General features: G+C 71.5%; 17 protein-coding genes and 2 pseudogenes. 7 read left to right on the forward strand and 12 right to left on the reverse strand.

Annotation, left to right across the window (positions count from 1 at the left end):
• Positions 1–37: 37 nt before the first annotated feature.
• From ACIBCM_RS17275 to ACIBCM_RS17290, 4 genes and pseudogenes are all read right to left on the reverse strand, one after another.
• Complete coding sequence (locus tag ACIBCM_RS17275) at positions 38–835, reverse strand: sugar phosphate isomerase/epimerase family protein (RefSeq protein WP_399244393.1); 798 nt, start codon at positions 833–835, stop codon at positions 38–40.
• 35 nt (positions 836–870) lie between these two features.
• A complete protein-coding gene (locus ACIBCM_RS17280; RefSeq protein ID WP_399244395.1) occupies positions 871–1491 on the reverse strand; it encodes a DUF993 family protein in 621 nt (206 codons plus the stop codon).
• A gap of 90 nt (positions 1492–1581) precedes the next feature.
• A pseudogene (locus ACIBCM_RS17285) lies at positions 1582–2478 on the reverse strand (DUF993 family protein); the annotation flags it as partial.
• Positions 2475–3626 (reverse strand): Gfo/Idh/MocA family protein, encoded by a 1152-nt coding sequence (locus ACIBCM_RS17290; RefSeq protein WP_399243972.1) that lies wholly within the window; start codon positions 3624–3626, stop codon positions 2475–2477. The gene ACIBCM_RS17290 and the pseudogene ACIBCM_RS17285, both read right to left, overlap by 4 nt.
• A gap of 741 nt (positions 3627–4367) precedes the next feature.
• Here ACIBCM_RS17290 and ACIBCM_RS17295 point away from each other — a divergent pair.
• The 3 genes from ACIBCM_RS17295 (at position 4368) to ACIBCM_RS17305 (ending at position 7766) form a co-directional block, all read left to right on the forward strand.
• Complete coding sequence (locus ACIBCM_RS17295) at positions 4368–5510, forward strand: LacI family DNA-binding transcriptional regulator (RefSeq protein ID WP_399243975.1); 1143 nt, start codon at positions 4368–4370, stop codon at positions 5508–5510.
• A gap of 331 nt (positions 5511–5841) precedes the next feature.
• The gene (locus ACIBCM_RS17300) at positions 5842–6783 is read left to right on the forward strand and encodes a GNAT family N-acetyltransferase (RefSeq protein ID WP_399244397.1); all 942 of its coding nucleotides are present in this window, start codon (positions 5842–5844) and stop codon (positions 6781–6783) included.
• A 194-nt stretch (positions 6784–6977) separates the two neighbouring features.
• Complete coding sequence (locus tag ACIBCM_RS17305; RefSeq protein ID WP_399244399.1) at positions 6978–7766, forward strand: sugar phosphate isomerase/epimerase family protein; 789 nt, start codon at positions 6978–6980, stop codon at positions 7764–7766.
• On the opposite strand, the pseudogene ACIBCM_RS17310 reads toward ACIBCM_RS17305, so the two are convergent.
• Positions 7666–8598: pseudogene (locus ACIBCM_RS17310) on the reverse strand (EamA family transporter); the annotation flags it as partial. The gene ACIBCM_RS17305 and the pseudogene ACIBCM_RS17310 sit on opposite strands and share 101 nt — an antisense overlap.
• A 266-nt stretch (positions 8599–8864) precedes the next feature.
• Between ACIBCM_RS17310 and ACIBCM_RS17315 the strand changes: the two are divergent.
• The 3 genes from ACIBCM_RS17315 to ACIBCM_RS17325 all read left to right on the forward strand — a co-directional run bounded on the left by ACIBCM_RS17315 (position 8865) and on the right by ACIBCM_RS17325 (position 13308).
• Complete coding sequence (locus ACIBCM_RS17315) at positions 8865–9788, forward strand: LysR family transcriptional regulator (protein ID WP_399243977.1); 924 nt, start codon at positions 8865–8867, stop codon at positions 9786–9788.
• 584 nt (positions 9789–10372) lie between these two features.
• Positions 10373–12217, forward strand: a complete 1845-nt coding sequence (locus tag ACIBCM_RS17320; protein ID WP_399243979.1) for a glycoside hydrolase family 3 protein — start codon at positions 10373–10375, stop codon at positions 12215–12217.
• A gap of 410 nt (positions 12218–12627) precedes the next feature.
• Positions 12628–13308 carry a hypothetical protein gene (locus ACIBCM_RS17325; RefSeq protein ID WP_399243981.1) on the forward strand — a complete coding sequence of 227 codons (681 nt, stop codon included), beginning with the start codon at positions 12628–12630 and terminating at the stop codon, positions 13306–13308.
• A 396-nt stretch (positions 13309–13704) separates the two neighbouring features.
• Here ACIBCM_RS17325 and ACIBCM_RS17330 read toward each other — a convergent pair whose 3' ends face one another.
• The 5 genes from ACIBCM_RS17330 to ACIBCM_RS17350 all read right to left on the reverse strand — a co-directional run bounded on the left by ACIBCM_RS17330 (position 13705) and on the right by ACIBCM_RS17350 (position 22482).
• Positions 13705–15162, reverse strand: coding sequence for a S28 family serine protease (locus ACIBCM_RS17330; RefSeq protein ID WP_399243982.1), 1458 nt, complete (start codon positions 15160–15162; stop codon positions 13705–13707).
• A 326-nt stretch (positions 15163–15488) separates the two neighbouring features.
• Positions 15489–15878 carry a hypothetical protein gene (locus ACIBCM_RS17335; RefSeq protein WP_399243984.1) on the reverse strand — a complete coding sequence of 130 codons (390 nt, stop codon included), beginning with the start codon at positions 15876–15878 and terminating at the stop codon, positions 15489–15491.
• 299 nt (positions 15879–16177) lie between these two features.
• Complete coding sequence (locus tag ACIBCM_RS17340) at positions 16178–20083, reverse strand: ABC transporter ATP-binding protein (RefSeq protein WP_399243986.1); 3906 nt, start codon at positions 20081–20083, stop codon at positions 16178–16180.
• 139 nt (positions 20084–20222) lie between these two features.
• Complete coding sequence (locus ACIBCM_RS17345) at positions 20223–21209, reverse strand: serine hydrolase (protein WP_399243988.1); 987 nt, start codon at positions 21207–21209, stop codon at positions 20223–20225.
• 433 nt (positions 21210–21642) lie between these two features.
• Positions 21643–22482, reverse strand: a complete 840-nt coding sequence (locus tag ACIBCM_RS17350) for a serine hydrolase (RefSeq protein ID WP_399243990.1) — start codon at positions 22480–22482, stop codon at positions 21643–21645.
• A 548-nt stretch (positions 22483–23030) separates the two neighbouring features.
• Between ACIBCM_RS17350 and ACIBCM_RS17355 the strand changes: the two genes are divergently transcribed.
• Complete coding sequence (locus tag ACIBCM_RS17355) at positions 23031–25106, forward strand: TerD family protein (RefSeq protein ID WP_399244401.1); 2076 nt, start codon at positions 23031–23033, stop codon at positions 25104–25106.
• 203 nt (positions 25107–25309) lie between these two features.
• Here the strand turns inward: ACIBCM_RS17355 and ACIBCM_RS17360 are convergent, their stop codons facing one another.
• Both ACIBCM_RS17360 and ACIBCM_RS17365 read right to left on the reverse strand, forming a co-directional pair.
• A complete protein-coding gene (locus ACIBCM_RS17360) occupies positions 25310–26062 on the reverse strand; it encodes an ABC transporter permease (RefSeq protein ID WP_399243992.1) in 753 nt (250 codons plus the stop codon).
• Positions 26063–26064: 2 nt separating this feature from the next.
• Entirely contained in the window at positions 26065–26997 is a 933-nt protein-coding gene (locus ACIBCM_RS17365; protein ID WP_399243994.1) for an ABC transporter ATP-binding protein, read from the reverse strand.
• Positions 26998–26999: the final 2 nt, after the last annotated feature.

The following is a 26999-nucleotide window of genomic DNA, read 5'->3' on the forward strand; positions in this document are numbered from 1 at the left end:
TCGAGCGGACGTGCTCAGGGAGAGAAGCGGCGCCGTTTCACCAGGTGTGCTCGGTGAAGCGCTCGACCGTCTCGGTCAGCACCTCCACCCCGTCCCGTGCCCACAGCCGGTCGTTGAACAGCTCCACCTCGATCGGGCCCCGGTATCCGGCCGCGTCGACCCGCTTCCGCCACGCGCGCAGATCGACGCAGCCGTCTCCGAGCGCTCCCCGTCCGTTGAGTACGCCCTCGGGCAAGGGAGTTGTCCAGTCGGCGAGTTGGAAGGCGTGGAGGCGCCCGGCCGCGCCCGCCCGGGCCACCGCGGCGGGGGCCGTGTCGTCCCACCAGACGTGATAGGTGTCGACCACCACGCCGACGTGGGAGGACGGAAACCGTTCGGCGATGCCGAGTGCCTGCGTCAGGGTGGAGACCACGCACCGGTCCGCCGCGTACATCGGGTGCAGCGGTTCGATCGCCAGCCGCACTCCCCGGTCCCCCGCGAGGGGCGCGAGAACGGAGAGGGCGTCGGCGATCCGTTCCCGGGCGCCCGTCAGATCCCGGCTGCCCGGTGGAAGTCCGCCGGAGACGAGGACCAGGGTGTCCGTGCCCAGGGCCGCCGCCTCGTCGATGGCCGCGCGGTTGTCGTCCAGAGCCCGGGCGCGCTCGTCGGGATCGCTCGCCGTGAGAAAGCCGCCCCGGCACAGGCTGGTCACCGTCAGACCGGCGTCCCGGACCAGCCGCGCGGCCGCCTCGACCCCGTACGAGCGGACCGGCTCCCGCCACAGGCCGACGCCGGGGATACCGAGCCGCTCGCAGGCGGCGGTCAGTTCGGGGAGGGACAGTTGCTTGACGGTCATCTGGTTGACGCTGAACCGGTCGAGGCCGTTGCCGTTCACGGATCGACTCCATACACACCGAGAAGGGATGCCATCCGGGCCTCGGCCAGCGCCGGGTCGGGGAAGAGACCGAGGTCGTCGGCGAGTTCGTACGTCCGGGCCAGATGCGGCAGCGAGCGGGCCGACTGGAGTCCGCCGACCATCGTGAAGTGCGACTGATGGCCGGCCAGCCAGGCCAGCAGCACCACACCGGTCTTGTAGTAGCGGGTGGGCGGCTGGAAGAGATGACGGGCCAGCTCGACGGTCGGGTCCAGGAGCGCGCGGAACTCCCGGGTCCCGGTGACGGCACCGGGATGATCCACGCCGTAGGTGGTCCGCGGGGCAGCCACGGGTGGCGCAGCGGGCACCGGACCGGGAGGAGGCGCTCCATCGCCCCGGTACGACGCCCGGCCGGAGCCCCACGTCCCGACCGGCTCCCCGGACCGATGGCATGCCTCCCCGGACTGGCCGTACGCCTCTCCGGACTGGCGGGCCGCCTGCGTGGTGCTCTTGGCGCCCTCCGGGTCGGGAACCGTCGCCGGAGTCCCGGTGTGTGCGTGACGCGTCAACGCGATGGCATCCGCCGGGCCCGGGGCGGTTGCCCGAGTCGGGGCGACCGCCGGTGCCGGGCTGCTCACGGAAGTCGGTGCGGCGGGCGGACCCGGGGTAGCCGGGCCACGGGCGGAATCCTGGGCATGGGCGTCAACTGGGGCGTCCGCCGTGTCCTCGCCGCGGGACGGGTGCGCGTCGAGGGTTCGTACGGCGTGCGCGGCCAGGGGAGCCAGCGGGTCGAAGACGCCGAGCAGGGCGTGGCTGAAGCCGTGGTCGTCGCCCGCGATCAGCTCCGGGTAGTGGAAGTCGTCGCCGGTGTAGCACCGTACGCCGTCGGGGAGCCTTCGCCGCAGGGCGATCTCAAGGTCCGGGTCGAGGAGCGAGATTTTGACGCCGTCGACCTTCCGGGGGTGCGCGGTGACGATCTCCAGCAGGGTGTCCGCGGCGAGGTCCGCATCGGATCCACCCCAGTAGCCGGTGAGCGCGGGGTCGAACATCGGGCCCAGCCAGTGCAGGATGACGGGTTCGGCCGCCTGCCGCAGCAATTCTCCGTACAGATCGAGGTAGTCGTCCCGGGCGCGGGCCGTGGCGGCGAGCGCGCGGGAGGCCATCAGGACGGCCCTGGCGCCCGTCTCCTCGACGAGGGCGAGCTGTTCCTCGTAGGCGCGTCGGACGGCGGCGAGGTCGTCGGGGCGGGCGGGACCGGTCAGCTGGTCCGTTCCCACCCCGCAGACGATCCGGCCGCCCACAGCTCTCGCCTCGGCGGCCGAGCGGCGGATGAGCTCGGCGGCGGCCGGCCAGTCCAGGCCCATGCCCCGCTGTGCCGTGTCCATCGCCTCCGCCACGCCCAGTCCGTACGACCACAGATGGCGGCGGAAGGCGAGGGTGGCGTCCCAGTCGACGGCGGCGGGCGCGTCGGGGCGGCCGGTGTCGGCGCGGGGGTCGGCGACCACGTGCGCGGCGGCGAAGACCGTACGGGAGCGCAGTGGGCCTCCCGGCCCGTACCGGGCGGGCTCGGCACACGGAACATGGACGCGCAATGTGCCGTCAGCGCCCGGCAGCCGGATGGTCACAGCGTCAGCTCCGGTACGTCGAGGCGGCGGCCCTCCGCGGACGATCTGAGGCCGAGTTCGGCGAGCTGCACACCGCGGGCGCCCGCCAGCAGATCCCAGTGGTACGGCGTGCCCAAGGCGACATGGCGGAGGAACAGCTCCCACTGGGCCTTGAACCCGTTCTCGAACGTGCCGTTGTCCGGGATCTCCTGCCACTGCTCCCGGAAGGGCTCGGTGGCGGGCAGCTCCGGGTCCCACACCGGCCTGGGGGTCGCGGAACGGTGCTGGGCGCGGCAGCGGCGAAGACCGGCGACGGCGGAGCCGTGGGTTCCGTCGACCTGGAACTCCACGAGTTCGTCGCGCATCACCCGTACCGCCCAGGAGGAGTTGAGCTGGGCGACGGCTCCGCCCTCCAGTTGGAGGATGGCGTACGCGGCGTCGTCGGCGGTTGCCGCGTACGGGCGGCCGCTCTCGTCCCAGCGGCGCGGGACGTGCGTCGTCACCAGGGCGGTCACGGACGTCACCCGGCCGAACAGTTCGCCGAGGACGTATGCCCAGTGCGGGAACATGTCGAGGGAGATACCACCGCCGTCCTCGGCGCGGTAGTTCCACGAGGGGCGCTGGGCATCCTGCCAGTCGCCCTCGAAGACCCAGTACCCGAACTCGCCGCGCACGGAGAGGATCTCGCCGAAGAAGCCGCCGTCGACCAGGCGTTTCAGCTTCAGCAGGCCCGGCAGAAAGATCTTGTCCTGGACGACACCGTGGCGGATGCCCGCGGCGTCGGCGAGACGTGCCAGTTCCAGGGCGCTCGCGAGATCGGTCGCCGTCGGCTTCTCGGTGTAGACGTGCTTGCCCGCGGCGATCGCGCGTCCGAGTGCGGTGACGCGGGCGGAGGTGGCCTGGGCGTCGAAGTAGACGTCGATGGTCTCGTCGGCGAGTACGGCGTCGAGGTCGGTCGTCCAGTGCGGAAGGTCGTGGCGCTCGGCGATGGCCCGCAGCGCGGGTTCGCGGCGACCGACGAGGACGGGTTCGGGCACCAGGGTCCGGCCGTCGCCGAGTTCGAGTCCGCCCTGGTCACGGATGGCGAGGAGGGAGCGCACCAGATGCTGGCGGTAGCCCATCCGCCCGGTGACGCCGTTCATGGCGATCCGCAGGGTCCTGGATGTCATAGAGCTGCCTCCGGGCCGGCCGGTCCCGCCCGGCCCACGGCGGGTTCGCGGGTCGGCGGAAGGCCGGGTTCGTGGATCGACGAGGTGGTGGGCCGTGAGTCGGGAACGGACGGCACCGGATCGGCCGACATGAAGAGGACGGGGCACGCAGGGGCGGACGGCACCGGATCGGCCGGCATGAACGGGACGGGACCAGCGGGGGCGGCGGACGACAAGCGACCGGCGGAGAGGAACGGCGGCACGGCACCGGCGGGCACGAGCAGGAGAGGACCGGCGGCGGAAGCAGGCGACGACATGGCACCGGAACAAAGGACCGAGGCAGAACCGGCAGGCGTCGGCAACACACCACCAGCAGAGGTGAAAGGCGGCCCGGCGCCGGCGGGCATGAGCGGAACAAGACCCGAGGGGGTGGGCGGCGTGGGACCGGCGGGGGCCACGGGTGGGACGGGAGCCGTGCGCGGGGCGGTGGGCAGGGGTGCCGGCGGAGGCACGGGGCCGGCCGGGGCACAGAGAGGCTCCACGCGGGGTGCGAAGGCGCGCGGCATGGGGACGCGATCAGGGGGAGACGGGCGGACCGGTCTTCCGGGCGGGTTCATCCGTGGTGACTGTGGTGCCCTTGGTGACCGTGGGTGCCCCGGTGCGGGGCCGACCGAACAGCAAGCGCTTTCCACACCCGGGGACGCTAGCCTGCCGCCACCGGCACGGACAAGGGTCCCGGCCAGTTCCCGCGGAGGAAAGCTGATGACTGTCACCCTGGCGGATGTCGCGGCCCGTGCTCGGGTGTCCCCGGCCACCGTCTCCCGTGTGCTCAACGGCAACTATCCGGTGGCGGCGTCGACGCGGGAGCGGGTGCTGCGGGCGGTGGACGACCTGGACTATGTGCTGAACGGCCCGGCGAGTTCGCTGGCCGCCGCCACATCCGATCTGGTCGGCATCCTCGTGAACGACATCGCCGATCCCTTCTTCGGAATCATGGCAGGGGCCGCGCAGACCGAGATCGGCGGGCAGCCGGGGATGGGACACGGCGTCGCGGGCCATGGAAGCCCGGGACACGGCGGTCCAGGACACTCGGGAGTGCCGCACAGGGGCTCATCTCGGGTGGGCGGCGAGAAGCTGGCGATCGTCTGCAACACGGGCGGTTCGCCGGAACACGAGCTGCGGTATCTCACACTGCTTCAGCGCCAGCGCGCGGCGGCGGTCGTGCTGACGGGCGGGGCGCTGGAGGATCCGGCCCATGTCGCAGCGATGTCCGCGAAGCTGGCGAGGATCGCGGACGCGGGCACGCGTGTGGTGCTCTGCGGAAGGCCGCCGCTGCCGGGGCCGGGCGGCGACTTCCTGCATGCCGCGCTCAATTTCGACAACCGCGGGGGCGGACGGCGGCTGACCGAGCATCTGCTCGCGCTCGGGCACCGGCGGTTCGGTTACCTCGCCGGGCCGGCCGAGCGCACCACGACCCGGCACCGGCTGGAGGGCCACCGGGAGGCGCTCGCGGCGGCGGGCATCGACGACGGCGGGGACCGGCTGACGGTCCATGGGCCGTACGCGCGCCGTTCCGGCTACGACGGCACTTGCGAACTGCTGCGGCGCGAGCCGGGGCTCACCGCGATCGTGGCCGCGAACGACACGGTCGCGCTCGGTGCCTGCGCGGCCCTGCGTGACCAGGGGCTGCGGATCCCCGCCGATGTGTCCGTGGCCGGTTTCGACGACCTCCCGTTCGCGGTGGACGCCGTACCCGCGCTGACGACGGTACGGCTGCCGCTGTCCGAGGCAGGGGCGAGGGCGGGACGGCTGGCGATGGGCAGGGAGGCGCCACCGCCGGGAGGTGTCGCCACGATCACGGCGGAGCTCATGGCACGGTCATCCACGGCTCCCCCGAGACGCTGAGTCCCCCCGTCGGGTTCCCTCACCCGAGTTCCCCCACCCAGGTCCTCTCCCACCCAGGCTCCCTCACCCGGATTCTCCCGCCCGAGCCCCTACCCGGATTGTGCCGGACTGGTCTCTCTTCCGGATCGTGCCGGTTCGCGTGCTCCGGCGCGCCCAGCCTCCTCCCGTGGCTCCCGGGCGGGCAGTTCCCGCTGAAGCCGGAGATGCCGCAGGCGCCCACGAGCCGCCCGCGCCCCGCACGCCCCACCCCTTGCGGACCTGACAGCGGACTCATACCTTTGACTGAGTCAAAGGTATGAACAGGACACGGGTACGGAGTGAGTCGACCACCATGCCGATCCAGGAAATCCGCGCGTTCAACCGCTTCTACACCAATCTCATCGGTGCGCTGGACTACAGCAGGCACCTCTACACGCCGTACACCCTCACCGAGTCCCGGGTGCTGTACGAACTGGCGCACAGCCCCCGTACGGACGCGGCCGACCTGAGGGCGGAGCTGTCGCTGGACGCGGGGTATCTGAGCCGGCTGCTGGCGAAGTTCGAGCGCGACGGACTGGTGGACCGGGGGCCGTCCGCGGCGGACACCCGACGGCAGCGGATCACGCTGACGCCCAGCGGGCGCGAGGCGGCCGCACTGCTCGACGAGCGGTCCCGGGAGGCCGTGGGAACGCTGATCGCCAAGGTGCCGCAGGAGCGCAGAGCGCGGCTCGTGGAGGCGATGCGGACCGTACGGGAGACCCTGGAGCACACCCGGCCCGTCCCGCACGAGGCTCCCGTGCTGAGGGACCCGGGGCCCGGCGAGCTGGGCTGGGTGGTGCAGCGCCACGGAGCCCTCTATGCCGCCGAATACGGCTGGAACGCCGACTTCGAGGGCCTGGTCGCCCGTATCGTCGCCGACTTCGCCCAAGACCACGACCCCCACCTGGAGCGGGTGTGGATCGCCGAGTCGGACGGGCGCCCGGTGGGCTCGGTGATGTGCGTACGGGACGACGCGCCCGCGACCGCCCGGCTGCGGCTGCTGCTCGTCGAGCCGGAGGCGCGCGGCCACGGCCTCGGGGATCTGCTCGTCCGGTCCGTGGTGGATTTCGCGCGCGATGTCGGGTACCGGGAAGTCGTGCTGTGGACCAATGACGTACTCGCCGGCGCGCGCCGGCTGTATCAGCGGGCCGGGTTCACGCTCGTGGCGGAGAAGCCGCACCGTTCGTACGGAGTGGATCTGGTCGGCCAGGACTGGCGGCTGCCCCTCCGGCAGAGCCAGGAAGGATCAGTCTGATGAGCCCCGATGACCGCCGTACGGGCGGGAACGGCCCCGGCCCGCGCGAGGCCGACGCCCGTACCCCCGCCAATGACCGCCGTACGACCGAGGCCGGCCCCCGCCCGCCCCGGGAGGGAGCCCGGGCACCCGGAAACGGAGAGGCCGACCCCCGCCCGCCCCGAGGCGGCCGACCAGACGGCGGCCGGGACGGGATGGCGTTCGCCTTCTCGACACTCGGGGTGCCGGGTATGCCCGTCGCCGAGGTGACCGCCCTCGCCGCCGACACCGGGTACCAGGGGGTGGAGCTGCGTGCCCACCCGGAGGAGCCGGTCCACCCCGGGCTGGGTCCGGGCGACCGGGCCGCCGTGGTACGGGAGTTCGAGCGTGCGGGCGTGGCCATCCTGAGCGTCTGCGGCTACACCCGGGTCGGCGGGCCGGGCGACGACGCGTCCGTGCTCGACGAGATCGGCGAACTCCTCGTACTGGCCCGGGATCTGGGCGCCCCGTATGTACGGGTCTTCCCCGGCGGCGGGGACCAGGCCCCGGATGTCGCCGAGGCGACGGCCGCCCGCCGCCTCGGCGCCGCCGCGGAGACCGCGGCGGATCTCGGCGTACGGATCCTGCTGGAGACGCATGACTCCCACCGGTCGGGCGCCGATGTCTCCCGCGTCCTCGGCCCGGTCGGGCATCGGCACGCCGGCGCGATCTGGGATGTGGTGCATCCATGGCTGCGCGGCGAGGAGCCCGTGGTCACCCATGCCCTGCTCTCTCCGTTCCTCGGGTACGTCCAGGTCAAGGACGTGGCCTCGGCCGAGGACCTCGCGCCGCTCCCGCTCGGCGCGGGAGTGCTCCCGCTCGCCGGGTGTCTGGAGACCCTCACGGAACGGACCTGGCTGAGCTGGGAGTACGAGAAGCGCTGGCATCCGGAGGCGGCGGACCTTCCGGCTCTGCTGGTCCCCGGCCGGGAGCACCTGGAGAACCTTCTCGCGACAGCGAGGTGAGCGCGACCCCGCCGACCAGCAGCGCCGCGGCGCCCCAGCGCAGCGGGCCGACGGGCTCACCCAGCAGCAGCGCCGCCGAGGACATCCCGAAGACCGGTACGAGCAGGGAGAAGGGCGCGACGGCGGACGCGGGGTAGCGACGCAGCAGATACCCCCAGGCCCCGAAGCCGAACACGGTGGTCCCCCAGGCGACGTACACGACCGCGCCGACACCGCTCCAGTCCGGCGACCGCAGCGCCTCCCACCCGGCAGCCGGCCCTTCGACGACCAGGGAGAGCGCGAACAGCGGCAGTACGGGCACGGTCGAGACCCAGACCATGAAGGCGAGGGCGTCCGGCGGGGACGCCTTGCGGGTCAGCACATTGGAGAGGCCCCAGCAGGCCGCCGCGGCGACGACGAGGGCGAAGGCGGGCAGCGGTCCCGATGTGCCCTGGTCAACCGCCGCGAGCCCGATACCGCACAGGGCGACCGCCATGCCGGTGATCCGGATCCTCCCGGGCCGTTCGGAGAGGGCGAGGGCCGCGAAGAGGGCGGTGAAGACGACCTGGATCTGGAGGACGAGCGAGGACAGCCCGGCCGGCATCCCCCGGTCCATCCCGGTGAACAGCAGCCCGAACTTCACCACACCGAGCACGAGTCCGACGCCGACGACCCATGCCCAGCCCACCTTGGGGCGGCCGACCAGGAGGACGGCGGGAAGCGCCGCGACCAGGAAGCGCAGGGCGGAGAAGAGCAGCGGCGGGAAGTGTCCGAGGCCGATCTCGACCACGACGAAGTTCACTCCCCACACGGCCGCGACCAGGACGGCGAGAGCGATGTGTGCGGGACGCATGCGGTGAGGATCGCCCGATGTCACCATGTAGCACCAGCACGGATTTCTTCATGGTTCGATTGAGCCCTGCTTACGCATAGATGCGCACGCACCGCCGGACATGCATCACGGCTTGTGCGTCACGGCTTGCGTATCGCTGAAGTTCCGCCCGTCCGTTCACTAAGGTTCCGCCCGTCCGTGCGACCGCACCACCTCCCGGTGCCCGTCAGCACTCCGGGAGGCGCCGGCGGACGCCGGGGCGGGAGGGACAGAAGGGACGGGACGGCATGCTCGATCTGGGGAGGCTGCGGGCACTGCACGCGGTCTGGCTCCACGGTTCGGTCGCCGCGGCGGCCGGCGCGCTCGGGTACACCCCGTCCGCGGTCTCGCAGCAGATCACCAAGCTGGAACGGGAGACGCGTACGACGCTGCTGGAACGGCGCGGGCGAGGGGTCGCCCTCACCGATGAGGCGCGCCATCTCGCCGAGACCGCACAGGAGTTGCTGGCGATCCTGGAGCGTGCCGAGACCGTGCTGGAGGAGCGCCGGGGTCAGCCGGCCGGGCGTCTGACGATCGCCGCGTTCGCCTCGGCGGCACGCGGGCTGCTGCCGGGGGTGCTCGTGGAGCTGCGGCGACTGCACCCCGGGCTCGACGCCCGGATGACCGAGGTCGACCCGCATCTCTCGATCGACCTGGTGGCTCGGGGCACGACGGATCTCGCGGTCGCCCACGACTGGGACATCGCGCCGCTGCCCGCGCCGGAGGGCGTGGAGCACGCCGTCATCGGTGACGATCTCTGCGATCTGCTGGTACCGGTGACGCATCCGCTCGTGGGCAGGGGGCCGGTGCGGAGGGACGAGCTGACGGGCGAGCGGTGGATCAGCCAGCCCCCGGGGTCGGTCTGCCACGACTGGCTGATGCGGACACTGCGGACGGCCGGCTGTGAGCCGGACGTGGTCCATCAGGCGGCGGAGAACCACACCCAGCTGGCGCTGGTCGCCGCGGACCTGGGCATCGCCCTCATGCCCCGCCTGGGGCGCGGGCCCCTTCCGGCGGGGGTGGTGGCGGTGGAACTGGACCCGGTGCCGAGACGGCGGCTGTACGCGCTGTGGCGGGCCGGAGCGGCACGCCGTCCGGCGATCTCGGTCACGGTGACGGCCCTTCAGGAGCACTTCCCCGGGCCAGGCGCGGGGAGCGTCGCAGCAGCCTGACCACGCGAACACACCGACCACCGCGGCGACCTGACAGCGGGGACGCGGGCGCCCCTCGGGCAGCCACGCAGGAGGACGTACGCACGAGGCACCCGGCGCCGCCTCCGGGGCCTCCGGGGCCTCCGGGGCCTCCGGGGCCTCCGGGGCCTCCGGCAACTCGTACGCGACTCCACGGGGCGACAGCGGGCGGCACGCCCTGACACCCGCACCGGGCGGTGTACGGCGGCACACGGCCCGCCCCGGAACGTGCCGACGCACCGACCACGCGGCCCGGCACCCCGGCCGCGGGTGCACAAGCGGGCCGGCACGGCCTCGGACGGGCGACCGGCCCCAGGTCTTCCAGTGGTTCACACCAACTGGTCCAAACCACTATCCAACAGGTCCACACCACCGCATCTTCACAACTTCCACAATCTTCACGGCTTCCGTCAGATCCATCACCTACATGCCGGTGACCTCGCATTTTTTTGCGCGCGGGTCTTATTGCCCTCTTCACGATCTGGCAGTTATTTTCAGGGCTGTCCACGGGTCATCGGACTTTCCTTCAACTCCCTTGTCAGCAAGGCCGGAAGGAGCACTCCCCCATGAACGACCAGCACCTTTCCAGACGCACTCTTCTGACAGCGACCGCGACCGCGGCGGCTACGGCCGCCGTCACCGCGAGCGCCGCCCCCGCATTCGCGCGCACCCCCCAGCAACGCGCGATCAGCGATCGTCCGCTGCGGCGGATCATCGACCGCATGACCCTTGAGGAGAAGGTCGGCCAGCTCTTCTCCACGTATGTCTTCGGATCCTCCGCCACCGACCCGGCCGAGCGGGATGTCAACGACAATCTGAGCCTCCTGGGCGTCCGCAACGCGGCGGAGCTGGTCACCAAGTACCACCTGGGCGGCATCATCTACTTCGGCTGGTCGCGGAACATCGTCAACCCGCGCCAGCTCGGCGAGATGTCCAACGCCATCCAGACCGTCGCCACCGCCCAGCACTCACCCGTGCCGGTGCTGCTCTCCATCGACCAGGAGCAGGGCAGCATCGTCCAGCGGCTGGGCCCGCCCGCGACACAGTTCCCCGGCGCGATGGCCATGGGGGCGAGCGGCTCCCGCCGTGACGCCAGGACGGCCGGCCGTATCTCCGGCCTCGAACTGGCCGCCACAGGCGTATACCAGAACTACGCGCCGGTGGCGGATGTCAATATCAACCCGGCCAACCCGGTCATCGGCATCCGTTCCTTCGGCTCCGACCCGAACACCGCCGCCGGGCTGGTCGCGGCCCAGCTCACGGGCTATCAGAGCGCCGGTGTCTCCTCCTGCGTCAAACACTTCCCCGGCCACGGTGACACCGGCACCGACAGCCACACCGACCTCCCGCTCATCACGCACACACGTGAGGAGTGGAACCGGCTCGACGCACCGCCGTTCCGGGCGGCCATCGCCGCCGGAGTCGACTCGATCATGACCGCGCACATCCAGATCCCCGCACTGGACCCGAGCAACGACCCGGCCACGCTCTCCCGGCCGATCATCACCGGCATCCTGCGGGAGGAACTGGGCTTCGACGGACTGATCGTGACCGACGCCCTCAATATGCGGGGCGTCCGGGTCAAGTACGGCGACGAGCGCATCCCCGTGCTCGCGCTGAAGGCGGGTGTGGACCAGCTTCTGTTCCCGCAGAACCTGGCCGTCGCCTGGAACGCCGTCAGAGACGCCGTCCGCAACGGCGAGCTGACCGAGTCCCGCCTCGACGAATCGATCCTGCGCCTTCTGCGGATCAAGCAGAAGGTGGGGCTGCTGAAGGACCCGCTGATCGATGTCGACAGGATCGACCGGGTGATCGGCAACCGCAGGCACCTCGCCATCGCAGAGGAGATCACCGAGAAGACCACGACGCTCCTCGTCAACAAGGGCGACACCCTGCCGCTGCACCGGCGCAGGCAGAAGAACGTCCTGGTCGTCGGCGCCAACCCGTCACGCCCCAACGACACCGAGTCCTGGACCACCCAGGTCATCGCCTCGACCCTCGACGGGCTGGGCTTCACCGCGACCGAACTGCCCACGCCCCCGGGCGCGGCTCCGACCCCGGCGCTGATCGACCGGGCCGTGGCTGCGGCGAGCGGCAAGGACGCCATCGTGGTGGCCACCCACAACGTCTCGGCCACCAGCACCCAGCGCACGCTGGTCTCCCGGCTGGTCGCCACCGGTGTCCCGGTCATCGCGCTGCACGTCGGCAACCCGTACGACATCGCCCAGCTCGACGGTGTCGCCGCCGCGCTCGCGTCGTACGGCTGGACGGGCAACGAGGTCCGGACCGCCGCCCGGGTGATCGCGGGCCGCGTCGAGCCCGAGGGACGGCTGCCCGTGCCCGTCCAGCGCGCGGACGACCCGTCGAGGGTGCTGTTCCCGGTCGGCCACGGCCTGGAGTTCGACGACTGACGCACGGGACGGTCTCGTACGAACGGGAGGTTCTCGCCAGCACGGGACTGTCCCGTACACACGGGAGTTCTTGTCCCTACCATGGGAGTTCTCGTATGTACGGGACGGGCCCGTACGCGCGGAAGTCCTCGCGCATACGGGACTGTTCCGTGTATACGGGATATACGGGGGATCTCGTACGCCCGGCCTCGCAGAGGGCCTTCCATCCGCCCGCGCGGACGAGGTGTCGTACGGCTGGCGTAGGCAAACCGGTCAATCGTCACCCTGGCACTCCGTCATCCGGCCCCCGGCCACCGGTGCGGCTGGCGTGGTCCGCTCCGGCGGGCCACCCTGGTCCCACCGGCCGGGCGGCCGGGTGCACGACGGGGGTCCGTATGGCACGGCGGCGGTCCGCAGGAGTCACTGGCGCGATGGGAGCATCACGGGCAACAGGGGTACTGGTACTGGGCCCCCTGCTGATCCTGGTGCTGGTCGCCGCCGGCTGCCGGAGCATCGATGAACCGGCCTTCCCGAAGACCTCCGGTCCCGTCTCCCCGAGCACCGGACACGGGCCGGTCTTCCTCGGCACCGGCGACTGCGGCTCACGCGGCAAGGACTTCCGCGAGGTGCCGTGCACCAGCGAGAAGGCTCTCGCCCGGGTCCTCGCCCGGCACGGCGGACGGCCCGCGGACGGGCCCGCCTGCCCGGTGAACACGGACTTCGTGCTCCATATCTCCGAGAGCCGGGTGACCACCGACGAGGACGGCGACGGCATCGTCGGTCAGGGATACGCCTGTATGCGAAATCTGGAGCCGCCGCATCCGGGCGATCCGGGCGGGGGCGGGGGGCCGCACACCGTCATCGGTGACTGCGTCTACGAAGCGGGCGCCGGACGGGTGAAGGAGACGGCCTGCGACGGCTCGGGCAAACGGCCCCCGGAGTTCCGGATCCGGTCGGCGGTGGCGAAGAAGGCGCAGTGCCCGCCGTCGACGGATCTGTATGTGCGGCTGCGCGCCGAGAAGCCGGTGGGCTGCGCCCACCGTGTCCCGCCCGTGCACTCGGAACCGGATCCGGCCGGAGTCATCCGTAACCGGTCGGAGCGGGCCGGGTAACCCGCCGGGCCGGATGAGGGCCCCGAGCCGGCGGCCCGCGGCGCCGGATCGGACGGGCGCACCCACGACGTCACCGGGGCCGGCCCCCTCCCCCGGACCTCCGGGAAGCGGTACGGCCCCGGGCCGGGTGGGACGCCCGTGCGGCTCCGGAGCCGACCGGACGAACCCGACAGCCGCGCCCCGGCCCGCCGACCGCCTTCCCGCCCGCACCCCCCTCCGCCCACCCGGCGAGCGAGCGGACAGACGGACGCGCGGACGGCGGGAAGGACGAACAGCCGGACAGACATGCCGACGGACAGCTGGCAGGCCGTACTACGGATCCACGGGTGTACCGGCTTTTCGGATCCACGGGTCTGCGGTCCGGGACGACGGGCGTCACTCCGGACCGGACCGTACCTACGGTCGCAGTGTCGGACCCCTTTCGGTGTCCTTCTGGTCGAGGCTCGCGTCGAACCCCGTCAGCGGCCTGGCCTGTGCCTCGTCCTGCTGGACGGCGGCCGGGGCGACACCCGCCCAGGTCAGGATCGCCGCCGTCGCCGCGTCCCGCTCATCGGGGACCAGGTCCGCCACATCGGCTCCGTGGTTGGCACCGGGCGCGGTGTAGACATGGCTGTCCCGGCTGCCTCTGCCGAGCCGGAACGGCTCCGCCCCCCAGGGGTCGTTCTCGCCGTAGACGAACAGCATCCGGGTGGCGTTGTGCCGCACCCACCGGTCGATGTCCCTCATCGCCTGCTTCCTGAAGCGCATCGGGATCTCGCGCGGCACATAGGTCCGCGGCGGCTGGTACCCGTACCGGCTCAGGCCCTTGAGGTGGGGCTGCTCGATATCCGGGGAGCCCAGTTCCGTACCGGCCTGGTAGTAGTACGGCGTATACGGTTCGAGGCCCTGGTCCGTGTAGTACGAGAAGCCGGAGATCGTCTCGACGGTGTCCCACAGTTCCTGGTCGGTGGCGGTGGCCGCGGCCGGGATCGTGGCGCAGTCGGCGGCCGGGCTGTACTGCCAGAACGCCCAGGTGTAGTCCAGGACGACGGACTCGAACGCCCGGTCCATGGAACCGACCGTGTTGAAGGTGTAGTTCTTCTCCGCCGCGTACCGCGCGTACAGCTTCTTCATCGGCTCACGGCGGATCAGGGCCTCACGCTGTACGGCGTTCAGCCGGTCGCGGCACTCCTTCGTACCGACCCGGGACAGGAAGCGGTCGTACGCCGAGTCCTCGCCGTCGTTCACGTCGTTGGGGGCCACGTAGGCGATGACCCCGTCCATGTCACGCGGGTAGAAGCGCTCGTAGTAGGTGGCGGTCATACCGCCTTTGGAGCCGCCGGTGGCGAGCCACTTCCTGTCGTAGATCCCTTTGAGCGCGGTGTGGACGCGGTGCTGGTCGGCGGCGGCCTGTCGGATGTCGAGGGCGGACCAGTCGGCCGGGTCGGGCCGGGAGGGGGTGAAGAACCGGTACTCCAGGGAGACCTGGTTGCCGTCGACGATGGCCGTCGGCTCACTGCGGCGCGGTTTGACGTTCAGTCCGTAGCCGGAGGTGAAGAAGACGGTCGGGCGGCTGGTGTCCTTGTGCAGCAGGGTGAGCCGCTGCTGGAAGGTCCCCTTCCGGGGGTTCCGGTGATCGACCGGCTGGGTGTATTCGAGGATGAAGAACCGGTATCCCGGAGTCTGCTGTTCCTCCACCAGGCTCATGCCCTCGATGGCGAGGAGCCGGTCCTTGATGTCCACCGCCGCCCCTGCGACGGTGGTACCGCCGGGCGCCGGCCCCGCGGCGGTAGCCGCTCCGGCCGTGGCTCCGGTCGCGCTCGCGGTGCCGATGAGCAACGCGAGCGACAGCACTCCTCTGAGCGCCTTGCGCATGAACCCTCCCCTGAGTTCCTTCTTCGGGTCGCCGCGAACCTAGCGTCGCGGAACCGCGCCAGCCAGACCCGTTCGGGCCGCCCGTACACAGAAGCGAACACCCGCCGCGGACAAGAACGGCCTATCCGGAGGAACCCTCTCCGCCCGCGCGGGCCCCGGGGATCCCGGACCCGCCCGGACGACCTCTCAGCCGATCGCGCCCGCCGGGACCCCCACCGCCCGGAAACGCCACCGCCCGGAAACGCCACCGCCGGGAAACGTCTCGGCCCCGAAGCGCCACCGCCCGGACACCGGCAGCCCGGGACCACGCGCTCCCGGACGACCCGTCAGCAGGAGATCCAGCCGGTCGAGCGGCCGACCCCGGCGACCGAACCGGAGGCGCGGACACAGCGGTTGAGGGCGAAGACGGAGACCGGGCCCGCCTGGCGGCGGAAGGGTCCCTTCTCCACGACCGGCCGGCCGCCGCGCGCCTGGATGGAGACCGCCATCGCCCGCCGGGCCCCGGGCCTCTTGGCGATCGTGACGGCACAGGCGGACTGCCGGTTCCGGTAGACCCGTACCTCACCGGTGGCGAATCGGACGGTCTTCAGATGCCGTCCCGAGCAGAGCGCGAAGGCACCGACGGAGCCCGGCCCGGCCTCGGGCGGGACACGGGCGACGAGAGCCGCGTGGGCGACGGGCCCCGTGCCGGGCCCCGCCAGAAGGAACCCGGCCACGGCCAGAACGAGGGCCGAAAGCCGGACCGGTGTCCCCCGGACCCGCCCCGCCCACGACCGAACGCCGTCCTCCGCCCGCCCCGTCCCCCGCCGGGCGCCGTCCTCCGCCCGCCCCGTCCCCCGCCGGGCGCCGTCCTCCGCCCGCCCGGCGCTCCCGCCGCCCCGCGCGCGCCGCTTCCCCAGGGCACCCGTATCGCTCAACACGCTTGCTCCCCCTCGCGTTCGGCCTGTACCGGGCTACGACGCGAGGGGGGCGCGAAGGGTTCACACACGACGGAGGAAACGGCCGGAACGACCGGTCACAACACCACGGGCTGGGCCTCCGGCTCCCCCTCACCCTCGCCTTCGCCCTCACCGGTGAAGGTGCGCCACAGGGTCGCGTAACGGCCGTCCCGGGCGAGGAGTTCATGATGGGTGCCGTCCTCCGCGACCCGGCCGTCTGCCATCACGATCACGCGGTCGGCGCGGGCGGCCGTGGTCAGCCGGTGGGCGACGACCAGCGTGGTGCGGCGCCCGGTCAGCCGGTCCGTCGCCTGGTTGACCTGGGCCTCGGTGGCCAGATCCAGGGCCGCGGTCGCCTCGTCGAGCAGCAGGATGTCCGGATTGACCAGTTCGGCGCGGGCGAGCGCGATCAGCTGCCGCTGGCCCGCGGAGAGATTGCGCCCCCGCTCCGAGACCTCGTGGAGATAGCCCCCGTCCAGCGTCGCGATCATCTCGTGGGCGCCCACCGCGCGGGCGGCGGCCTCCACCTCGGCGTCGCTCGCGCCCGGACGGCCGTACGCGATCGCGTCCCGTACGGTCCCCTCGAAGAGATACGCCTCCTGCGGTACGACTCCGAGCCGGTGCCGGTAGGCGGTCAGGTCCAGCTCCCGCAGGTCGACGCCGTCCGCCGTCACCCGGCCGCGGGTCGGGTCGTAGAACCGCGCGACCAGCTTGACCAGCGTCGACTTGCCCGCGCCGGTCTCCCCGACGAACGCGACGGTCTGACCGGCGGGTATCCGCAGATCGACGCCCGACAGAGCCGCTTCCCCACATCCGCTGCCGGAGGCTTCCTCGCCGTACGACGGGTCGTTCGAGGCACCTTCCGGGGAGCCGTGCAGGGAACCCGGCGCGGAGCCCTGCGAGGAACCGTACGAGAAGTCGACGTCCTCGAAGGCGATCTCGCCGCTCAGCGAGCGCACCTCGACGGGCCGCGCGGGCGGAGTCGTCGAGGGCTTCTCCTCCAGGAGTTCCTGGATCCGCTTCAGCGACACGGCGGCCTGCTGATATCCGTCGAAGACCTGCGAGAGCTGCTGGACGGGGGCGAAGAACAGGTCGATGTAGAGGAGATAGGCGACCAGCGCACCCGTGGTCAGGGTGCCCGCCTCGATCCGGCTCGCGCCGACGATCAGCACGGCGGCCGCGGCCACCGACGCCAGCAGCTGGACGAAGGGGAAGTAGACCGAGATCAGCCACTGGCCCCGGACCCGGGCCTGCCGGTAGCTGTCGCTGCCCGTCACATAGCGGTGGTTGCCCTGCTCCTCTCGGCGGAACGCCTGCACGATCCGCAGCCCGGAGACGGACTCCTGGAGGTCGGCGTTGACGACGCTGATGCGCTCACGGGCCAGTTCGTACGCCTTCACGCTCTGCTTGCGGAAGAAGTACGTACCGATGATCAGAACCGGCAGGGTCGCGAAGACGACCAGCGCGAGCTGGACGTCGATGACGACCAGGACGACCATGATCCCGAAGAAGGTGACGACGGAGACAAAGGCCGTGACCAGACCCGTCTGGAGGAACGTCGACAGCGCGTCGACGTCGGTCGTCATCCGGGTCATGATCCGGCCGGTCAGCTCGCGCTCGTAGTAGTCGAGCCCGAGCCGCTGGAGCTGGGCGAAGATCCGCAGGCGTACGGAGTACAGGACCCGCTCGCCGGTACGGCCGGTCATCCTCGTCTCGCCGATCTGCGCCGCCCACTGGGCGAGCACGGCGATCAGCGCCAGACCGGAGGCCGCCCACACCGCGCCGAGCGCGGCCTGCTCCACACCCTGGTCGATTCCGTGCCGGATCAGCACCGGAAGCAGCAGGCCCATCCCCGCGTCGATCGCCACCAGCAGCAGGCTGACCAGCAGGGGCGCCCCGAAGCCGCGGAGCAGCAGACGCAGGCCCTGCCCCTCGCCGTGGGTCCGCTCGGCGCGGGTCGCGCGCTCCTCGTCGATGTCCGGGGTGTCGTCGGCCGGGGGCAGGGCCTCGACCTGGGCGAGCAGTTCGGGGGTGGCGTCCGGGGTCTTGGGCTCCGCGGCGCTCTCGTCGCGGACCCAGAGCCGGGGGGTGATCCCGCGTTCGGCGTCGAACGCGGCCTCCATCTCCTCCCGTACGGCCAGCTCCTCCCGTACGGTCCGGTCGTCGCACGGCTCCGCCTCCAGCGGCGGGGCGTGGCCCGGGGAGACACCGCCCAGTTCGTCCGGGTCGGTCAGCAGCCGGCGGTAGAGGGCCGAGCGTGCGGTGAGTTCCTCGTGGGTGCCGATGTCGGCGAGCCGGCCGCCGTCCAGCACGGCGATACGGTCGGCGAGATTGAGGGTCGAGCGGCGGTGGGCGATCAGCAGGGTGGTCCGGCCGGTCATCACCGAGCGGAGCGCCTCGTGGATCTCGTGCTCGACCCGGGCGTCCACGGCCGACGTGGCGTCGTCGAGGAGGAGCAGCCGGGGGTCGGTGAGGATCGCGCGGGCGAGGGCGATCCGCTGGCGCTGGCCGCCGGAGAGGGTGAGTCCCTGCTCGCCGACCCTGGTGTCGTAGCCCTCGGGCAGTTCTGCGATGAAACGGTCCGCCTGGGCCGCGCGCACGGCGGCCTCGATCTCCTCCTGACTCGCTCCGGGCTTTCCGTACGCGATGTTCGCGCGCACGGTGTCCGAGAAGAGGAAGCTGTCCTCCGGTACGAGCCCGATGGCGGCGCGCAGGGAGTCGAGGGTCAGTTCGCGCACATCGTGGCCGCCGACGAGGACCGCGCCGCCCGTCACGTCGTAGAAGCGGGGCAGCAGCAGCGACACGGTGGACTTGCCGCTGCCGGAGGAGCCGACGACGGCGACGGTCTCGCCCTCGCCGATCTCCAGGGAGAAGCCGTCGAGGACCGGCCGCTCGGGGTCGTATCCGAAGGTGACCGCGTCGAACTCGACGGTCGCCGGGGCGTCCGCGGGCAGTTCCTTGGTGCCGCTGTCCAGCGTGGGTTCGGTGTCGATCAGCTCCAGTACGCGGTCGACGCCCGCGCGGGCCTGCTGACCCACGGTGAGGACGACGGCGAGCATCCGGACGGGTCCGACGAGCTGGGCGAGATAGGTGGAGAAGGCGACGAAGGTACCGAGGGTGATCTGGCCGCGGGTGGCGAGCCAGCCGCCGACGGCGAGCATCGCGACCTGGCCGAGGGCGGGGATGGACTGGAGCGCCGGGGTGTAGCGGGAGTTCAGCTTGACGGTACGCAGCCGTCCGGCGAAGAGCCTGCGGCCGGCCTCGCGCAGTTTGCCGGTCTCCTGCTCCTCCTGGCCGAAGCCCTTGACCACCCGTACGCCCGAGATGGCGCCGTCCACGACGCCCGCGACATGGGCGGCCTGGCTCTGGGCGTACCAGGTGGCGGGGTGGAGGCGGACCCGGCTGCGCTTGGCGATCCACCACAGGGCGGGGCCGACGGCGAGGGCGATCAGGGTGAGCGGCAGCGACAGCCAGGCCATGATCGCGAGGGAGATGAAGAAGAGCAGAACGTTCCCGATGGTCATCGGGAGCATGAAGAGCAGACCCTGGATGAGCTGGAGGTCACTGGTCGCGCGGCCGACGACCTGTCCGGTGGACAGCTCGTCCTGGCGGCGCCCGTCGAGGCGGGTGATCGTCGCATACATCTCGGTCCGCAGATCGTGCTGGACGTCGAGCGCGAGCCGGCCGCCGTAGTAGCGGCGTACATAGGTGAGGACGTAGACGACGAGGGCGGCGGCTATGAGGAGGCCGGTCCATACGGCGAGCGACCGGCTGCCGTCCCCGATGACGTCGTCGATGACGACCTTCGTGATGAGGGGGACGAGGGCCATGACGGCCATGCCGGCGAGGGAGGAGCCGAGGGCGAGGAGGACATTGCGCCGGTAGCGCCAGGCGTATCCGGACAGTCGCCGTGCCCAGCCCTTGGGCCCTTCAGCCGCCGTCGCCGCCGCCACGTGGTGCCTCCCGTTGGTTGTCTGCTCCACCGGAAGGCACCAACACGGCGCGGTGCGGATTTCATCCCGCCGCAACAATCGGCTACGGAGTGTCAGGGTTGGGGCGCCGATGCCGACTCCCTACCCGGACCGCTCCGGGGTCGCCGGTTCCTCACCCGGAACCGGATTCCTACCCGGACTGCTCCGGGGTGGCGGGTACCGGTTCCTTCCCCGACTGCTCCGGGGTGGCCGGTACCGCCTCGTGCGGAACCGCGGTCGGGGCGAAGCCACCGCGCGCGGTGGCAGCCGGGCCGAGGGCCTTGTGGATCGCGCGGGCCACGGCCTGGATGGTGTTCACACCGTCGTTCATGGTGCGGTTACCCTGAGTGAGGACCGTCATCGTGTAGTCGTGTTTGGCCCCCGTGAACGCACCGATGCTGTGGACCCGCCAGCCGTAGGTGGCCCGGGGCACCCAGCCGTTCTTGACCTGGATGGTCGCGGTGGCGGGGGCGCCGGCCGGGGTGCCCCAGCGCTGGGAGGGAACGACCTCGCGCATCAGCTTGAGGACGTACGCCCGCGAGGCGTCGGTGAGGACCGTGCCCTTGGTGGTGAGCAGATGGAGCAGCCGCTGCTGGTCGCGGGCGGTGATCTGAGTCAGCCCCCAGTAGCCGCCCGAGCCCGGGACGGTCTGCGTCATCGTGGCCGCCGTCAGGAAGCGCTTGATCTTGGTGACCCCCAGCTGTTTCCACAGGGTGCTGGTGGCCGCGTTGTCCGACTTGGTGATCATGGCCTTGGCGAGGCTCTGTTCCCGGGAGGTGAGGCTCCGGTTCTGCTTCTGCGCGTCCAACAGCAGGGCGCCGAGGACGGTCACCTTCACGACGCTGGCCGAGTCGAACCGCTGCGCGGCCCGCAGATGGCAGCTGGTGCCGGTGGCCCGGTCGGTGAAGTAGATCGCGGTGGTCGACTTACGGCCCTTGAGCGCCGCGTTGATGCCCTTGGTCAGCGCGCTCGCGAGACCCGCCTTCTTGGAGGTGCAGACGACCGTCGGTGTCGCGGCGGCGGCGGGCGCCGAGGACACGGTCATGGTCACGGCGACCGGTGCGAGCACTAAAACGGCGAGCGCGGCGGCGACGGAACGAACGCGGCGCGTCGGACCGGATGTGCGGTGGTGAGTCATCGAGATGTTCCTGTCCCCCTGTTTCGGGCCTGTGGGGTGCGACCGTCCGTACGGCCCCCGGCCTGCGGTGCACCCGTCTGGGTGACCGCCGATAGAGTGAAAGGTTGCATGACTTTCGTACAACTCTTCGAAAAGTTATGGAGAGGTGACAGAAACCGTGTCTCACGGTGACAAACGGCCTCCAGGGGTCTTCGGCCCGGCCGTGTACTCCATGGATCGGTGAATCCGACGGATCCGTGGATCGGACGGATCGGTGAATCCACCGGATCGATCAGCCCAACGGATCGGCGGATCCGGCGCTCGGTGGATCCGGCGCATCCAGCGGATGGGTGAGCCGGCGAGCCGGTGGAGATCGGATGGACCCGGGGTCGGCCGGCCCCTGGATCGTCGGACCCCGGATCAGATCGTCGGACCGCGGATCAGTCGGACCGCGTCACAGATTCCGGTGCAGGGCCCGGGAGATCGCTTCGACGGTGTCCACGCCGGAGGCCATGGTCGCGTTGTCCTCCGTGAGCACCGCGATCGTACGGTCGTGGCCGGCCTCGGTGAACACACCGACGCTGTGGACGCGCCAGCCCCGGGCGGCCCGGGGCAGCCACCCGTTCTTGACCTGAGCGGTCGCGGTGGCGGGGGCGCCGGCCGGGGTGCCCCAGCGCTGGGAGGGAACGACCTCGCGCATCAGCTTGAGGACGTACGCCCGCGAGGCGTCGGTGAGCACGGCGTTCGGCGTGGTCAGCAGCCGCAGCAGACGGGACTGGTCGCGCGCGGTGATCTGGGTGAGCCCCCAGTGGCCGCCCCGGCCGGGGTCGGTGTCCTTCATTCCGGCCGCGTTCAGGAACTCGTCGATCCGGTCGGTGCCGAGCTGCTGCCACAGGGCGTCGGTCGAGGCGTTGTCGGACCGGGTGATCATGGCCCGGGCGAGCCCGCTCTCGCGTGCCGTCAACGTCCGCCCCCGCTCTTTCGCCTCCATGAGCAGCGCGCCCAGCACGGTCACCTTGACCACACTCGCCGAGTCGAACCTCCGGTCCGCCCGGACCTCGCAACTGGTGTCCCTGAGCCGGTCGTCGAAGTGGAGCGCGACGGCCGGACGGCGGCCGTCGAGTGCCCCCGCTATACCCACCAGCAGTCTGAAGGCGAGTCGGATATCGCGCGAAGTGCAGGAGATGGCCGGCGTCGTGGCCGCCTCGGCGGGCGTCACGGCCACGACGGCGGGGGCGAGGACGACGGCCGCGACGAAGGCGGCGCGGATACGGCGTATTCCGCGAAGGGCCATGACGGAATTGACTCACGCCTTCCTGTGACCATTCCTGTGAGTCCCCCGTGACCACGGATCCCGGCGGGGCGCCTGTGCCCCTCTGCGACGCCCCGCGGCGGGGGCGGTGGTCTGCGGCGGGCATCCTCTTCGGGAGACGCCCGCCGCCGGGGAACACGCCCGGGGCGGACGCCCACACCCCCGGCCACCCCCATCGCCGGACCGCCCCGCACCTCGGACCGCTCGAACCCGCGGGCCCCGCTCCGGTTCCGTTCCGGGTCGGCATGTGCACGAGGCGGGGCCGGTCAGCGGCGGACGGCGCGGGTTCACGGTGAGTCGGTGGAATCGGCTGATCCGGGCGACGTTCCGGCGGTGCCGGGGAAGGCCGGCTCGGCATGTGAGTACGTACAAGGCCCGGCAGGGCTCATATCTTCACACCATGTCCTCATATGCCGCTGTTGGCGCTACGGTTCTCCGTAGCAGTGAGTGCGGCCTACGTCACAGTCGACCCGTCGCGGCCGCGTGAGCCTGCCCGAAGAAGCGCGCGTCTGGGGGACGGTATGCGGGAAATGGCCAAGGGCTCCAATGTCGGGCTGGAGGAACTCAGTGACGACACCGGTTCGGTGATCGTGAGTCTGAGCTGGACGAGCACCAGCGGCGAGGGCGACGCGGACGTCTCCGTCCTGCTGCTCAACGAGAGTGGGAAGGTGGGCGGGGACGCCGACTTCTTCTTCTACAACAACCCCACGGCCGCCGACGGCAGTGTGCAACTGCTGGGCAAGGCGCCCACCGCCAGCGGCAGCGAGGACCGTATCGGTCTCGATCTGACCGCCGTGCGCCCGGATGTCGTACGTATCGTCGTGGCGGCGAGCCAGTACGGCGACTCCCGCTTCGGTGAGCTCGACGATCTGCGGGTGACGCTCGCCGATCGCAGTGGCGAGACCCTTCTCGGATTCACCATCACGGACGCAGGGCCCGAGAGCGCCTTTCTCTTCGGTGAGCTGTACCGGCGCGGTTCCGCGTGGAAGTTCCGCGCGATCGGGCAAGGATACGAGTCGGGACTGGCGGGACTCGCCACCGACTTCGGTATCGAGGTCGACGAGGGCGACGCCGACGACGCAAGCGATTCCGAGGGCCTGACCAGCGCAGACTCCATGAAGGAGGCCCCGGCGGATCCCGTACCGCCGACGGCGGTGCTTCCGGCACCGACAGCCGACCCCCTGCCCGCCCGGCCTGCCCCTTCCCCCTCACCGGGAACGGCGCCCGAGGCCTCACCGGCCACCGCCGTACCGGCGCCCAGGCGCAGCCGTGGCCCCCGTACGGCCAAGAAGAAGATCACCCTGCCCAAGGTGGCCAGGAAGTCCCTCGCGGAGAACGACTCCTGGCAACCCGCGCGGCTCTTCCCCGTGCCCTCTCTCCGGAGTGACAGGGAGCGTGAGCTGCGGGCCACTTCCGTCCTGCTCTCGGTGATGGGCCAGGTACCGGAGTTCGGCCGCCGGCTCACCGCGGGCTTCGGTGCGCCGGCCGGGCGCATGCAGTCGTTCACCGAGGTCACACTGCCGTTCGGGGACACCCCGAGGCGCCCGGACGGGGTGATCAGGGTGGAGCGGGCGGGCAAGCTCTGGACCGCGCTGGTCGAGACGAAGACCAATGGGAACCCGCTCAGACCGGAGCAGGTACAGGACTACATGGACATCGCCGCCCGTCGCGGTTACGAGGCGGTGATCACGCTCTCCAACGAGGTCGCTCTGGAGGGCAGGCCGCCGGTCAACGCCAGGACCGACGGACGGCGCAAGCACAAGGTCGCCCTGTGGCACCTCTCCTGGGCCGAAGTCGCCCACCAGGCACAGATGCTGATCCGGCACGAGGGCGTCGGCGATGCCGCCCACGCATGGCTCCTCGAAGAGCTTCTGCTGTATCTCCAGCACGACAACTCCGGCTGCCACGGCTTTCAGAACATGGGCCCCGCTTGGGTACCGGTACGCAACGGCGTCGAGACGGAGACGCTCTGCCAGGGGGACCGGCGTGCCGTCGAGGTCGTCGAGAGCTGGGAACAGCTGATCCGCCAGGTCTGTCTGCGCCTGGGCGGTGAGATCGGCGAGAAGGTCCTGCCGGTGCAGCGCGCCAAGCGCGGCACCGACGCGGCGTCCCGGCGGACCGCCCTCGCCGACCGGCTGTGCGAGGACGGACGGCTGACGGCCGAACTGCGGATGGACGGCACGCCCGGCATCCTCGCGATCGTCGCCGACCTGCGGACCGGGAAGCTGCGGACCTCCATCGAGGTGCAGGTCCCCGAGGGTGCCTATCCCCTCACCTCGGCCAAGCGGCTCATCCGCATGCTGGTCGACGCTCCGGCGGACCTGCATGTCGAAACCCTCGTCGAAGGCGGCCCCGGCCCACGCGGCACCCTGGAGCGGCTGCGTCCCGAGCCGGGCGACCTGCTGCCTCGCGACAACGCCCGTATGACCGGATTCCGGCTGTCCTTGTTCAAGGGCATGGGCGCGACGCGCGGCAGCACGGAGACGGGGTTCATCCGCAGTGTCGACAACGCGATCGACCGGTTCAACGCGCAGGTCGTCGCTCAGCTGGGTCCGTTCGAACGGCGTCCGGCGAGCCGCGCGGGGGCCTCGGCGGCCGTCGGCTGAACCAGCGGTGAGGGGCCGGAGGAGACATCGTGCACGGTCCGCGGGACGCCACTGTCCGTGTAGGCACCGCGGCGGGGGCGGACGTCCGGTCACCGGAACGGGCCACGCCCCCGGCCACCCCCTTCGCAGGACCGGGCCACGCCCCCGGCCACTCGCCCCCTCAGCGGTCCCGGCCGCCCGTGTCCTCGCCGGGCGCGTTGCGTTCAGGCGTCCCGGCGGTGCAGGGCCGACCAGCCCGCCCAGACGGCGGCTCCGGTCCACAGGGCCAGCACTCCGACTCCGGTCCAGGGGCCCAGGGTGCCCTCGGAGTTCTGGAGGAGGATCTGCTGGCCGGCCCGGTCGGGGAAGAAGTCGGTGAAGACGTTGCCCTCGTCGGTGATGTCACCGGCCACGAAGGAGAGCATCACCATGAAGGGGATGAGCAGGCCGATCACCATGGGGGCGCTGCGGCTCGCCGTCGTCAGACCCGTCGCCATGACGGCGATCAGCGTCAGATACAGCGCGCAGCCCACGACGGCCCGCACGGTGCCGGGGTCGCCGAGGCCGAGGGAGACGCCCTGGCCGGACAGGAGGGCCTGGCCCGCGAGGAAGCAGATCAGGCTGGTGACGAGGCCCACGGCGAAGGTCAGGACGGCGACGACCGCGAGCTTCGCCGCGTAGAAGACGCCCCGGCGGGGCACCGCCGCCAGGGAGGACCGGATGCCGCCGGTCTTGTACTCGCCCGCCACCGCGAGTGCGCCGAAGCAGAGCGCTCCGATCGCGCCGAAGTTGAGGCCGTAGAAGGCCGCGCGCAGCGGGTCGAAGCCGGGCTCCGCGACCTGCTCGGCATTGAAGGAGCCGCTCATCAGCAGGGAGAAGCCGGCCGTCGCCAGAAAGGCGGCGAGCAGGGAGAGGGGCAGGGAGCGGACGGTACGGATCTTCAGCCACTCGGAGTGGACGACAGGAACGAACGACATGGTCATGCCTCCGGGGCGGTGGTCGCGGTGGTGGCGCTGTACTCGGTCTCGCCCGCGGTCAGAGCGAGGTAGGCCTTCTCCAGGGAGGCTTTCTCCCCGGAGAGTTCGAGGACCGGGATGCCCTCGCGTGCGGCGAGCCGCCCGATGTCGTCCACCCGGGCTCCCTCGACGCTCCAGCGGCCGTCGTCGTCCCGCACGGGCGTGTATCCCTTGGCCTTCAGGGCGGCCCGCAGCCGTTCCCCCTCCGTCGTCCGCAGCCGTACGCGGGAGGTGGTCCAGGCGCCGATGAAGTCCCGGGTCCCGGTGTCGGCGAGCAGCCTGCCCCGGCCGAGCACCACGAGGTGATCGGCGAAGGACTCGGTCTCGCCCATCAGATGGCTGGAGACCAGGACGGTCCGGCCCTCGGCGGCGAGCCCCTTCATCAGCTCACGGATCCAGATGATGCCTTCCGGGTCGAGCCCGTTGGACGGCTCGTCCAGCATCAGCACCGGAGGGTCGCCGAGGAGGGCGGCGGCGATCCCGAGGCGCTGGCGCATCCCGAGGGAGAAGGTCCGGACCCGGCGTCGGGCGACCTCCGCGATCCCCGTCCGTTCCAGGACCTCGTCCACCCGGCGCACCGGGATCCGCCCGGCCGCCGCCAGGACCCGCAGATGGTCCCGGGCGGTACGGGAGCCCAGCGCCGCCCCGGCGTCGAGGAGGGCGCCGACCTCGCTCAGCGGCGCGGCGATCTCCCCGTAAACCCGGCCGCCGATCATGGCGGTGCCGGACGTGGGCCGGTCCAGGCCGAGGACCAGACGCATGGTGGTGGACTTGCCCGCGCCGTTGGGGCCGAGGAAGCCGGTGACCCGGCCGGGCAGCACGCTGAACGTCAGCTCGTCCACGGCACGGGTCGAACCGTACTCCTTGGTCAGGTTCACTACATCGATGCTGGTCATGG

The organism is Streptomyces sp. NPDC051018 (genome assembly GCF_044456085.1).
Taxonomy (GTDB): Bacteria; Actinomycetota; Actinomycetes; order Streptomycetales; family Streptomycetaceae; genus Streptomyces.